The sequence below is a fragment of the Rhizobium album genome (assembly GCF_003122325.1).
Taxonomy (GTDB): domain Bacteria; phylum Pseudomonadota; class Alphaproteobacteria; order Rhizobiales; family Rhizobiaceae; genus Metarhizobium; species Metarhizobium album.
Genome location: NZ_QFBC01000006.1, coordinates 316597 through 327235, shown reverse-complemented (window position 1 = coordinate 327235; position 10639 = coordinate 316597). Strand labels below are relative to the sequence as shown.

General features: G+C 59.5%; 16 protein-coding genes and 2 tRNA genes. 13 read left to right on the top strand and 5 right to left on the bottom strand.

What is annotated here, in order from left to right; genetic code table 11:
- A partial coding sequence (locus DEM27_RS16180; protein WP_133251698.1) for a transposase occupies positions 1-228 on the bottom strand: 228 nt, incomplete at its 3' end.
- Between the two features lie 148 nt (positions 229-376).
- Between DEM27_RS16180 and DEM27_RS16175 the strand changes: the two genes are divergently transcribed.
- From DEM27_RS16175 to DEM27_RS16165, 3 genes are all read left to right on the top strand, one after another.
- On the top strand, positions 377-568 hold the full coding sequence (locus tag DEM27_RS16175) for a hypothetical protein (protein ID WP_109459270.1): 192 nt from the start codon (positions 377-379) through the stop codon (positions 566-568).
- Between the two features lie 78 nt (positions 569-646).
- Positions 647-883, top strand: coding sequence for a CopG family ribbon-helix-helix protein (locus tag DEM27_RS16170; protein ID WP_109459269.1), 237 nt, complete (start codon positions 647-649; stop codon positions 881-883).
- A gap of 6 nt (positions 884-889) precedes the next feature.
- A complete protein-coding gene (locus DEM27_RS16165; protein ID WP_109459268.1) occupies positions 890-1177 on the top strand; it encodes a type II toxin-antitoxin system RelE/ParE family toxin in 288 nt (95 codons plus the stop codon).
- On the opposite strand, the gene DEM27_RS16160 is transcribed toward DEM27_RS16165, so the two are convergent.
- From DEM27_RS16160 to DEM27_RS16150, 3 genes are read right to left on the bottom strand one after another with little or no spacing between them, the layout of a single operon-like run.
- On the bottom strand, positions 1174-1539 hold the full coding sequence (locus DEM27_RS16160; RefSeq protein ID WP_245445877.1) for a hypothetical protein: 366 nt from the start codon (positions 1537-1539) through the stop codon (positions 1174-1176). The two genes, DEM27_RS16165 and DEM27_RS16160, sit on opposite strands and share 4 nt — an antisense overlap.
- Positions 1512-1775: a hypothetical protein gene (locus DEM27_RS16155; RefSeq protein WP_245445875.1), complete on the bottom strand. Its 264-nt coding sequence runs from the start codon at positions 1773-1775 to the stop codon at positions 1512-1514. The genes DEM27_RS16160 and DEM27_RS16155 overlap by 28 nt, the downstream gene beginning before the upstream one ends.
- Positions 1772-2383 (bottom strand): hypothetical protein, encoded by a 612-nt coding sequence (locus DEM27_RS16150; RefSeq protein WP_245445873.1) that lies wholly within the window; start codon positions 2381-2383, stop codon positions 1772-1774. Before DEM27_RS16150 ends, DEM27_RS16155 begins: the two co-directional genes overlap by 4 nt.
- A 358-nt stretch (positions 2384-2741) precedes the next feature.
- On the opposite strand from DEM27_RS16150, the gene DEM27_RS16145 reads away from it, so the two are divergent.
- The 4 genes from DEM27_RS16145 to DEM27_RS16130 all read left to right on the top strand — a co-directional run bounded on the left by DEM27_RS16145 (position 2742) and on the right by DEM27_RS16130 (position 4811).
- Positions 2742-2951, top strand: a complete 210-nt coding sequence (locus DEM27_RS16145; protein WP_109459267.1) for a cold-shock protein — start codon at positions 2742-2744, stop codon at positions 2949-2951.
- 129 nt (positions 2952-3080) lie between these two features.
- Positions 3081-3329 carry a 30S ribosomal protein S21 gene (rpsU, locus tag DEM27_RS16140; protein WP_109459266.1) on the top strand — a complete coding sequence of 83 codons (249 nt, stop codon included), beginning with the start codon at positions 3081-3083 and terminating at the stop codon, positions 3327-3329.
- Positions 3330-3349: 20 nt separating this feature from the next.
- Complete coding sequence (locus DEM27_RS16135; protein ID WP_109459265.1) at positions 3350-3559, top strand: hypothetical protein; 210 nt, start codon at positions 3350-3352, stop codon at positions 3557-3559.
- A gap of 508 nt (positions 3560-4067) precedes the next feature.
- Complete coding sequence (locus DEM27_RS16130) at positions 4068-4811, top strand: hypothetical protein (protein ID WP_245445871.1); 744 nt, start codon at positions 4068-4070, stop codon at positions 4809-4811.
- 113 nt (positions 4812-4924) lie between these two features.
- Here the strand turns inward: DEM27_RS16130 and rlmB are convergent, their stop codons facing one another.
- Entirely contained in the window at positions 4925-5794 is an 870-nt protein-coding gene (gene rlmB / locus DEM27_RS16125) for a 23S rRNA (guanosine(2251)-2'-O)-methyltransferase RlmB (RefSeq protein WP_109459264.1), read from the bottom strand.
- 199 nt (positions 5795-5993) lie between these two features.
- Between rlmB and DEM27_RS16120 the strand changes: the two genes are divergently transcribed.
- From DEM27_RS16120 to DEM27_RS16095, 6 genes are all read left to right on the top strand, one after another.
- Positions 5994-6078: transfer RNA gene (locus tag DEM27_RS16120), tRNA-Tyr, on the top strand.
- Positions 6079-6102: 24 nt separating this feature from the next.
- A tRNA-Gly gene (locus tag DEM27_RS16115) sits at positions 6103-6176 on the top strand.
- Between the two features lie 126 nt (positions 6177-6302).
- A complete protein-coding gene (locus DEM27_RS16110; protein WP_109459263.1) occupies positions 6303-6797 on the top strand; it encodes a histidine kinase in 495 nt (164 codons plus the stop codon).
- 292 nt (positions 6798-7089) lie between these two features.
- Positions 7090-8265: an elongation factor Tu gene (tuf, locus tag DEM27_RS16105; protein WP_109459249.1), complete on the top strand. Its 1176-nt coding sequence runs from the start codon at positions 7090-7092 to the stop codon at positions 8263-8265.
- A 122-nt stretch (positions 8266-8387) separates the two neighbouring features.
- The gene (locus tag DEM27_RS16100) at positions 8388-9281 is read left to right on the top strand and encodes an NAD-dependent epimerase/dehydratase family protein (RefSeq protein WP_109459262.1); all 894 of its coding nucleotides are present in this window, start codon (positions 8388-8390) and stop codon (positions 9279-9281) included.
- Positions 9282-9656: 375 nt separating this feature from the next.
- On the top strand, positions 9657-10331 hold the full coding sequence (locus tag DEM27_RS16095) for a hypothetical protein (protein ID WP_109459261.1): 675 nt from the start codon (positions 9657-9659) through the stop codon (positions 10329-10331).
- Positions 10332-10639 lie beyond the last annotated feature (308 nt).

Sequence of the window (10639 nt, the reverse complement as noted above, 5' to 3'; positions counted from 1 at the left end):
CTCAGCCAGCTTCACGTCCGACAAGTCATACCAGATCGACAACAGCATCGCCTTCAAAAGGGCGAGCGGCGGCCATGCCGGCTCGCCCCTGGCCGCGCATGAAATAACCACCAGCGCTTGATCGACCAGTGCCCAATCGATCAGGTCAGCAAGATCATCCAGCGAAGAAGTGCCGGACCGATCAACTGCAAACCCGAATGCTTCCTGACCAATCTGGCGACGGCTCATCACACACCTCCATCATTCGACGAACGAATTGAATCATCAATAAATTCAGCCGTCTATAAATTTCCGCGCATAGGTCTCATTAGAAAAATGGGACAAAAATGCCGTCCTTGACTATGACGAAGTGGAGGAGCGTTTTCCCATATCCGGCATGATGCGTCCGATCATGCCCAAACGGTTTTGTGATTTTGTTTCGGCGGAAATCGTCCGCGAGAAGATCGTCAGCGCGGCAATTTTCAATTCCATCCTGATAGGAGCAAACGCCAAGCTTAGGGTTTGGGTGGATGAAAACGGGAACAACAGGCTGAGCACATCGGACGGCCCGCCGCCCGCATGGTGGTGACCATCGGGGCTTTAAAGACGGTCTACATCCTTCATAAATATCTTGGCAGCGGCAGGGGCAATATGGCAGAATGAACGTATGAAGAACATCGTCGAAATTTCCGAGGATTTGAGCCGCCGCATCGACATGCTGGCGGAACGCTCGACCCTGACCCGCGACCAGATCATCGAGGACGCTCTTTCCCATGGCCGCTCGCTTGCATGGCAGGAAAAATGGCTGGCCGGCGTAGCGGCGGGAATTGCGGATGCGGAGGCTGGCAATTTTGCAACCGATGATGAAATCGCTGCCGTTCTCAACAAATACAATCAGGCATAACCGCCTGTGCGCATTGTCTTTACCAGACGTTATCTGCGCGAGCTTGCCGCAATCGGTGATTATATCGGACAGCGCAATCCGCGCGCTGCCGCGCGCATCGTGAACGAAATTCACACGAAGACCAAAACGCTTCTATCCGCCAATCCGTTTATAGGCCGTCCCGGAGAAATCAGAGGCACGCGGGAGCTTGTGATTCCGACAACGCCTTATATCGTCGCCTATCGCGTCCGCGACAATCATATCGAAGCTCTTTTTGTCCAGCACGGCGCGCAGGAATGGCCGACCGAGGTTTAACCTCGCAATTGGTCATTCTCTTCTGACCGCAGAAGCTCTATCAAATCCTCGATTTCGGAATCCGCAGCGACAGGCGCGGGCATTGGCAGCGATAGCGGCGCGGGATTACTGACCTTGCCAAGCCAAGCATATTTGTCGGGCTTCTGCCGCACGTCGCGCAGCATGCCGGACATTTCAGGGCGTTCCCAGAAATTCGGCATATCGACGGTAAAATAGCCGTGGTCGCGGGATTCCAGAAGGCCGGACTCGCCGCCCGTGGCGCGGCGCACGTCCTCGACCTGCAAGAGCGGGCGGGATTGTTCGGAAAGATTGTCGCCCGACCCGTTGACCTGGTTCATGTTGACGTTGAAGCCGCGCACCATGACGGACGTTTTCCCCGAACTTTTGCGTTTTCGGGCGGGCTTAACGACAGGGAGAAGAGGTAATTCCCGCACCGCGTCCCGAGGCTGACAGCTTCAATTTCCTTGAACGCGCCGTGCAGATTGTCGGATGCAAACCCGCGAAGCTCGTGCAGGCTCACATGCTCATTGTCTTCCATCTTGAGCAGATGGGCGGCGAGGTTCTGTCCCGATCCGCGTTGGCTTCCCTTGAGGATCACGGGCGATCCTCCGGCTTAAGGCCGAGCGCGGTCATCAGCAGGCGGCGGATGTTCTGCACATCCGCCAGCGTGTCGCGAAGTTCGGCTTCCGTCTCCGGTATCATCGGCAATGCGCCGACATTGGCGAGGTGGGCGAGCTGGTTTAAGTTGCTGGACAGGCGCGAGCGCCCCAGAAGGGCAAACGCCTGTGCCAGTGCTGTCCGGTCTTCCACTGCCAGACCCGTCCGGCGGACGCGGACGGGCAAAGGTGAGCCAAGCACCTTGGCCTTGATATAGGCACCGAGCGGAGCGCCTGCCGCCTCAACAGCAAGGCGGGCGCGTTGCTCTGGTGACAGCCGTATGGAAAAGGGCGGAAGCCGCTTTTTGCGCGGTTTTGCGTCCACTGCAACGCGCCGGAATGTCTCTTTGAGTGACATGGCCGCGCCCCCTTGTGGTGAAGGCGGGGCTGGGTGAGCCAGCGACGTATCCTTTAAAATCTGCTCCCAATGAGCCAGTTCGGCGAAGATTTGGTTCGAGTCGGTGCCTGTAAGCGGCACCATCTTTTCTTGCGCGATGCCGCCCTCCAACCCATCGCGCGGGTTTGCCTCCGCTCCGCTTCGGCGTACCATTTCCTTCTACCGTTTAGGTTTTATGTCTTTCCGCCTGGGGTGTTGCGTCTCTTCGTGTCGGGGCATTCGCGGCAACGTTCTGTAGCGACAGGCCTCGGTGCAGTAAAATCGCTGGTATTTTGCCTCTTTGTGGACATAAACTTGAGGTAAGGATAACAATTGTAGCGCCCTTGTATGGGGTAGCGAACGAAAATCGGCTGCTGCCCTTGTCTTTTCATCAAAAGGCACTACCTTTCATATATCGAACTTTGCTAGAGACTCTTGTCCGACGCCTTCTACGGCTCTTTCCGATCTCCTTTCATCGTCGATCTATCATGGCCAATTCGGCCAGCTCTCCAACGATTGAAAGGAAATCGTTATGAATACAGGTACCGTAAAGTGGTTTAACAGCACCAAGGGTTTTGGTTTCATTCAGCCTGACAACGGCGGCACGGATGTCTTCGTTCACATTTCGGCTGTCGAGCGTTCCGGAATTCGCAACCTCATCGAGGGCCAGAAGCTCCGTTACGACATCGTTCAGGACCGCCGTTCGGGCAAGAACTCTGCGGATAATCTGCAGGCTGCCTAATTGGCTCGTTGTCCCGCGTGACCACGGATGTACTGGCACGTTTGAGGCGATGACGTCGGAAGGTCGGGATCTCTCCCGGCCTTTTTTATTTTTATTTCGGCCCAACTCCATTGTTTGAAAGGAAACGTTTTGCAGGTACTCGTGCGAGACAACAACGTCGAACAAGCCCTCCGAGCCCTGAAGCGCAAGATGCAGCGCGAAGGCATCTTTCGCGAAATGCGCGCCCGAACCGCATATGAAAAGCCGTCCGTGAAGCGGGCGAGGGAAAAGCAGGAAGCCGTTCGCCGGGCGCGGAAACTCGCTGTCAAGCGGGCGCAACGCGAAGGTCTTCTGCCTGCCCCCAAGAAGAAAACTGTCACCCGCAGCAGGTCGGCTTAGGGCTGCAGAGGAGATCCGTGATGGTTGACAAGGATCAACTCTTCAGCCCGACGAAAATGTCGGCACAGGCCAAGGCGGAACAAACCAACCAGGCGGCCAAGGAAATTCTCGCGGCTGAAGCAGCGGCACGCGAGGCCAAGACGGCTAAACTTCGGTTGGCGCGCCTTGAGCAGGCGGCGCCCAAAGCCGTCGAAAAAAGCAAGTCCTCATCCCGGGCCAGGACGAAATAGTCCTGCGCCTTGCGAGATACCGGCTTTCGCCCGCTGTCGAGAAAACTGGGCGAAAAACCTTCAGACAAGGGGTCTGGCTGAAAGGACGATACCGGCGGTTTCTCCCCGATGGCGCGGCATATCCAAGGGTTTCTGACAGGATTTCCTGCCAGCGCGCATCAGGGCCATGTGTCAGCACTGCCCGTTTTCGCCGTGCGGCCGCAGATGTTCCGCTGACCCGTCTTGGCATGGTCAGGCGGACGGTTGTAGATGCCTGCAGCAGACCGGATGCCGCAAGTCCCGTTGCATCGCTTACTCCCATAGCTTTTCGTAGGCTTCGCCGGTGAGGTCGAGGCGGCATTACCGCCGCGGCAGCCTCGCGATCAGAAGTTTTTGTTAACGTTAAAACCGGTCAGGGCTTCTGGCGGTTGCAAAGCGTGGCAACGGCGCACATTGCAATTCGGCGGCTTTTGCGGCGATAGTCGCGATCGGCCGGCGCGTGCCGCCGCGGTTTTTTGGAGAGATGTCCATGCGTATAAAAGCCCTCCTGCTGCTGGGCATCCTGGGCGGCGGCGTTGTTGCGCCCGTTCTGGCGGAAGAGTTGGGGCCGTTCGACGAACCGGTCAGCGAAGAAACACTGGAATTGCCGGCCAGCGATCTTGATCCGGATGCCAAGCCGCAGGTCGCCTGCAGCCGGTTCGCCGCTTTTGCGGTCAAGGAGGTCGATATCGGCGAGATCGGCGCCGAGAAACTGTCGCTGATAGGGCCGGCGGATGCCTGCACGGTCGATACGCCGGGCGAAAAGATCGTCAAGGATGAAGTGGCAGGCTATTTCCTCGGCGTTTCCGGCGACTACATCTTCTTCCAGGCATCGGACGGCTGGAACGGCGGATTGCCGTTCGTCGTCTACGACCGCCGGACGGTGGGGCGGCTTTTCGACGATGCCTTTGCCGGCGATGGATTTACAGAGATCAAGTCCGGCGCCGATACGCTGGTGCTGCACTACCAGCGGTCGCTGACGGCGGAATGTTCCCTCTATAAGGACACCGGCGCCTGCGCCGCCGCGATCGCGACGAAGACCGGCCTGGCGGCAAAGCGCATCCCCGATTGCACGGCGATCTATGACGCCGAAAAGAAGCGCACGCCGGATTTTAAGGAAGAGATCGATAAACTGCCGACGGTGATCAACTATCCGGTCGAGATGCGCTGGGCCGGCGGCAAGGCGACGTTCTCGCCCATGGGGGGAGACGTCACCTGCAACCTGCCGTCCTGAACGGCGCGCTCGCTTCAAAGCGGGTCGCGATCTTTCCGATTCTCTCACGCTTCCGCTCTTTATGTCTGTATGTCGTTTTTGCAAAACCGCTGCGCATTTTTGCGCGGCATGTTTTAGCGTTTCAGGTGCTGCCGGGTTGCATAGAGTGCGATGGCGGCTGCGTTCGAAACGTTGAGCGACTTGATTCGGCCAGGCATGTCGAGCCGTGCCAGCGTTTTCACGGTGTCGCGCGTCTTCTGGCGCAAGCCCTTGCCTTCGGCACCGAGCACCAGGGCGACCTTTTCTCCGGAGAGGCTTTGCTCCAGGGGGGCGGGGCCTTCCGAATCGAGACCGACGGTGTGGAAGCCCAGTTCGTGCAGTTCGCCGAGCGTTTCCGCCAGATTGGTGATCTGGATATAGGGAATCATTTCCAGCGCGCCGGACGCCGATTTGGCGAGCACGCCCGATTCGGTCGGGCTATGGCGCATCGTTGTGATGACCGCTCCCGCATCGAAGGCCACGGCCGAGCGCATCACCGCGCCGACATTGTGCGGATCGGTCACCTGGTCGAGCACCAGCAGCAGCGGGCTCTGCTTCAGCGCCTCCAGCCGCCGGACAGGCAGGGGGCGGGTTTCGAGCATGACGCCCTGATGGATCGCCTCCGGGCCGAGCACCTTGTCGATATCCTGCGGGGCAACCATCTGAACGGGAATGCCCAGGGCCTCCGCGTCGATTTCCAGCCGCGCCAGGGCATTCTGGGTCACCGACAGCTGGATGTTCTTGCGCTCCGGGTTTTCCAGCGCGGCGCGGACCGTGTGCAGGCCGTAAAGAAACACCTGGTTGGCTTCGAGCGCCGGCGGCTTCCAGTCTTCGGCACCAGGGCGCTTGCGCTTCTGTTTCTGCGGGGTGGGGATTTCGCCGCGCTCGCGTTTGGCATCGCGGTGGGCGCGGCGCAGGGTGGCGTAATGGGTGTCCCGGGCGGACGGATCTTTGTCTTTGCTCATGCGGTCTTATAGCGGCGCGCGGCGCCAGCGCATAGTCCCGTCAATAAGGGGCCTTTCCACAGGGCTTGAAATTTTTCAGCAATTTTCCACTGTCATCGTGTTGACAGAAACGGAGCGGGCGGTCATATACGCGGCGCAGACGACGGGCGGCACCGCTTCGAAGTCTGGCAAACTTGGTCTCACGATCCGGACGAATACTGGAGAGATGCCCGAGTGGTTAAAGGGGACGGACTGTAAATCCGTTGGCTCAGCCTACGTTGGTTCAAATCCAACTCTCTCCACCATTCGTCTCAGATCGGACCACCCCCGCGGGTATAGCTCAATGGTAGAGCAGCAGCCTTCCAAGCTGAATACGCGGGTTCGATTCCCGCTACCCGCTCCAATCTTCTCCCAAAAATAGTCTGGTATTGCGCGCCATCGCAGCGATGTCGGCTGTGGGTTCTTGACGTGTTTTCGGATAGCTGTCCTTCCGCAGGATTTTTCCGTTCTCTAGCTTTGGAACCCACCTATGAAGAAAACCATTTTTGCTGCCGCCCTGGCAGTCATGCTGCTCCCCTCCGTTTCCTTTGCCGCGACGCTGCATTTCCCGAGCGACGATCCGGTTGCCGAGATCACCATCCCGGATTCCTGGAACCCGAAGGAAACCGATAGCGGCATCGACGCCACCTCCGACGACAACTCGATCTATCTCTCGATCGACGTCGCCTCGGCCGAGACGTCCGACCAGGTCATCGACGACGTCTTCAAGTTTCTCGCCGACAACGGCGTAACGGTCGATCCGGCCACCCAGAAGCAGTCCGAAGACAAGATCAACGGCATGAGCATGACCAACTTCGACTGGAGCGGCACCGACAAGGACGGCGACGTTTCGATCGGTGTTTCGCTGGTCGCTCCGAAGCCGGACAAGCTGCTGGTCATCACCTATTGGGGTACGAAGGGCGAGCAGGAAAAGAATGCTGCGGCATTGGTTGCCCTGATCACCTCGCTGAAGCCTATGAACTAAGTCGCAGGGCGCAATACCATGGCCGCACCCGGCCTTGGCATTGGCAATCCGAACCGCCTCCGGCTCGCCGCTTTTCGGCGGCCGGGGGCGTTGTTTTTTCGAAGCGCGACACGATCGGCTCCGTTTGTCGCCGACGAAAAACGCCGCCCGCCGTTTTGCCCGATTTTGCAGGCGGATGCCCGTCCGCAAGCGCTTCGCAATTAAGTCTTGCGCATTTGTTGCGAAAGCCTTAAACGGCGGCACTAAACCCGCTCGCCGGGTCCCCTCCTACCGATCCACAGGAAGCATTCAAATGGCAAAGAGTAAGTTTGAGCGCAACAAGCCGCACGTCAACATTGGTACGATCGGCCACGTTGACCACGGCAAGACGTCGCTGACGGCGGCGATCACGAAGTACTTCGGCGAGTTCAAGGCCTACGACCAGATCGATGCGGCCCCTGAAGAAAAGGCCCGCGGCATCACCATCTCGACGGCACACGTCGAATACGAGACGCCGAACCGCCACTATGCGCACGTCGACTGCCCCGGCCACGCCGACTACGTCAAGAACATGATCACCGGTGCCGCCCAGATGGACGGCGCGATCCTGGTCTGCTCTGCCGCAGACGGCCCGATGCCGCAGACGCGCGAACACATCCTGCTCGCCCGCCAGGTCGGCGTTCCGGCGATCGTCGTGTTCCTCAACAAGGTCGACCAGGTTGACGACGCCGAGCTTCTCGAGCTCGTCGAGCTGGAAGTCCGCGAACTTCTGTCGTCCTACGAATTCCCGGGCGACGACATTCCGATCATCAAGGGTTCGGCTCTGGCTGCCCTCGAAGATTCGGACAAGAAGATCGGCGAAGACGCGATCCGCGAACTGATGGCCGCTGTCGATGCCTACATCCCGACGCCTGAGCGTCCGATCGACCAGCCGTTCCTGATGCCGATCGAAGACGTGTTCTCGATCTCGGGCCGTGGTACGGTCGTGACGGGCCGCGTCGAGCGCGGTATCGTCAAGGTCGGTGAAGAAGTCGAGATCGTCGGCATCCGCCCGACGTCGAAGACGACGGTGACCGGCGTTGAAATGTTCCGCAAGCTGCTCGACCAGGGCCAGGCCGGCGACAACATCGGCGCGCTGGTTCGCGGTGTGAACCGTGACGGCGTCGAGCGTGGCCAGATCCTGTGCAAGCCGGGTTCGGTCAAGCCGCACAAGAAGTTCATGGCCGAAGCCTACATCCTGACGAAGGAAGAAGGCGGTCGTCATACGCCGTTCTTCACCAACTACCGCCCGCAGTTCTACTTCCGCACGACGGACGTGACGGGTATCGTTTCGCTGCCGGAAGGCACGGAAATGGTGATGCCGGGCGACAACGTCACGGTTGCCGTCGAACTGATCGTTCCGATCGCGATGGAAGAAAAGCTGCGCTTCGCTATCCGCGAAGGCGGCCGCACCGTCGGCGCCGGCATCGTTGCCTCGATCATCGAGTAATCGACAGATTGATCCTGAAAAGAACCCCGCCGGAAACGGCGGGGTTTTTTGTTGTGGGCGACGTAGCGATGTCGTGACAGCCGCATCGCGGAGTGATCAAAATGATTGGAGGGAGGAAGCATATGAAGAAGCGTATTCTTTTCACCGGCGGCTCCGGCAAGGCTGGGCGCCACACGGTGCCGTGGCTGGTGGAGCATGGGTATGACGTTCACAATGTCGACCTGGTGCCGCTCGACAGCCCCGGCGTCACCAACCTCATCGCCGATGTCACCGATCAGGGGCAGGTGTTCAACGCCCTGTCGATGCATCGTGATTTTCCCGATCTCGATACCGGCAAGGGCGTGTTGCCTTTCGACGCCGTCGTGCATTTTGCCGCCGTGCCGCGCATCCTGATCAAGCCGGACAACGAAACCTTCCGCATCAACACGATCAGCACCTACAATGTCATCGAAGCGGTGGTGAAACTCGGCATCCGCAAGATCATCATCGCCTCGAGCGAGACGACCTACGGCGTCTGCTTCGCCGAAGGGCATCGCGATTTCCACCGATTTCCGCTGGAAGAGGACTACGACGTCAATCCGATGGATTCCTACGGCCTCTCGAAAGTCGTCAACGAGAAGACGGCGCGGACCTTTGCCGAGCGCTCCGGTTTCGACATCTATGCCCTGCGCATCGGCAACGTCATCGAGCCGCATGAATATGACCGTTTCCCGGAGTTTTTCGAAAAGCCGGAGATGCGCAAGCGTATTGCCTGGAGCTACATCGACGCGCGCGATCTCGGCCAGATCGTACATCTTTGCATCGAGAAGGATGGGCTGGGTTACGAGGTCTTCAATGCTGCCAACGACACGGTGTCGGCAAACACGCCATCGCGTGAGCTGGCACGTCGTTTCTATCCGAACGTTCCCTTTACACGCGAGATCGGCGAATTCGAGGGGCTTCTTTCCAACCGCAAAATTCGCGAGGTGCTGGGTTTCAAGGAAGAACACGACTGGCGAAAATACGTGAAACTCTGAGGCCGTTGCCCTCCATGCGGGCGGCCCCAGCGCCGCCTGCACGGTGACGCCACGGAAAAACCCCGGTTCCGCCGGTGTTTTTTGGTTGACACGGGATTTGGTGTCTCTTTCCTCCGATGGCAGGGCCATGCGTGATCCGGCCTTTCAAGACATTGTTCTTTAGCGATTTTCTGATTCCGAACCGGATCGGGACCGGTGATTTGCCGGCGCTTCGCGCCGCGACTTGCCGTGTGATCTCTACAACACCCCGGGAGCGCCGGTGGCCGCAGGCGCGATACCCGGTCGAAAAGCGGAGCCGGCCATGTTAGAACCGCCCTATCGATTGTGATCGGCATCGCCATCCGGGCACGACATGCCCCAGGTCGGGAAATCCGTATGAAAAGCTCAACATGTGCAACGCGTATTCTCGCGCGCACGATTGCCTTGTGCCTGTTCTTGCCCGGCGGCGTCGCGTTTGCCGACGAAAGGCCGCTGATCTGGTCGCCGTCGAAGATCGCCGGTAATTCTTATGGCGTCAGAATGGGCGTGCGCCTGCAGCAGACCGGATCGGCCTCCGCCAGCTTGGGGGCCGAGGTCGCGGTCAAGGCATCGGAGTCCGGCAAGATCGGCAAGCACGGCACGCCGGTGCAGATCTGGGCGACGGTCGCTTCCAGCCGCGGAACGGGCACGGCTCGGTCGTCCACCCGGGAAGTCAACTTTCGTCTGGATGCGGTGAACGGCTCTGGAAACGCCGCGGTGGCGAGCCTGCATACGTGGATCGTCACGCCGAGCCTTGACCTCGAAAGCAACCGCTCCGTCTCGCTAGGCTGCAACGGTTACAAAAGCCGTTGCCGGGATTTCCGGCTATCCCAGACTGCGCGGCTCGTTGCATCGGGTTCAGGCACCGCCCTGGTGGCCCAGGCGGGCGTCGCCGGCAGAGGCGCCGGTGTGCACGGCCGGGTCGGCATCGAGCAGAAAATCTGGGGCGCGATCGATTTCGGCGTTTCGGTTGCCAATCCCGATCGCGCGGCCGTCGGTTCGGTAACGGCAAAATATGCACTCAACTGGTAGGGGCGGGCGGGGCAACGCGATTGGTCCCGCCTGACGACAAGGAAGCGGCAGCATTGTCCTGCCACCTATAGAGCGCGGTGCCGAATCGGCCGCGGCACTGGACGGGGTGACTGGCTCCCGTAGGCAAACCGCAACGATTTCATAGCCTCTCGTCGATGCGGGCCGGCCATCATCGCCGCACTTTGCACCGTTCTTATCACGAAAACGAAAAAACGGACTTGCCAAGCCGGCGCTCCCGCCTTAAAGAGCGCCTTGTCCAACGGCGAGGCGCCCCAACCGGTGTCCTCATCAAGCCTGAAGACGGGTGA

Coding starts and splice junctions, on each gene's coding strand:
- DEM27_RS16175 (WP_109459270.1), top strand. CDS start 377: ATGATGCGTCCGATCATGCCCAAACGGTTTTGTGATTTTGTTTCGGCG.
- DEM27_RS16170 (WP_109459269.1), top strand. CDS start 647: ATGAAGAACATCGTCGAAATTTCCGAGGATTTGAGCCGCCGCATCGAC.
- DEM27_RS16160 (WP_245445877.1), bottom strand. CDS start 1,539: ATGGTGCGCGGCTTCAACGTCAACATGAACCAGGTCAACGGGTCGGGC.
- DEM27_RS16150 (WP_245445873.1), bottom strand. CDS start 2,383: ATGGTACGCCGAAGCGGAGCGGAGGCAAACCCGCGCGATGGGTTGGAG.
- DEM27_RS16145 (WP_109459267.1), top strand. CDS start 2,742: ATGAATACAGGTACCGTAAAGTGGTTTAACAGCACCAAGGGTTTTGGT.
- DEM27_RS16135 (WP_109459265.1), top strand. CDS start 3,350: ATGGTTGACAAGGATCAACTCTTCAGCCCGACGAAAATGTCGGCACAG.
- DEM27_RS16130 (WP_245445871.1), top strand. CDS start 4,068: ATGCGTATAAAAGCCCTCCTGCTGCTGGGCATCCTGGGCGGCGGCGTT.
- rlmB (WP_109459264.1), bottom strand. CDS start 5,794: ATGAGCAAAGACAAAGATCCGTCCGCCCGGGACACCCATTACGCCACC.
- DEM27_RS16110 (WP_109459263.1), top strand. CDS start 6,303: ATGAAGAAAACCATTTTTGCTGCCGCCCTGGCAGTCATGCTGCTCCCC.
- tuf (WP_109459249.1), top strand. CDS start 7,090: ATGGCAAAGAGTAAGTTTGAGCGCAACAAGCCGCACGTCAACATTGGT.
- DEM27_RS16100 (WP_109459262.1), top strand. CDS start 8,388: ATGAAGAAGCGTATTCTTTTCACCGGCGGCTCCGGCAAGGCTGGGCGC.
- DEM27_RS16095 (WP_109459261.1), top strand. CDS start 9,657: ATGAAAAGCTCAACATGTGCAACGCGTATTCTCGCGCGCACGATTGCC.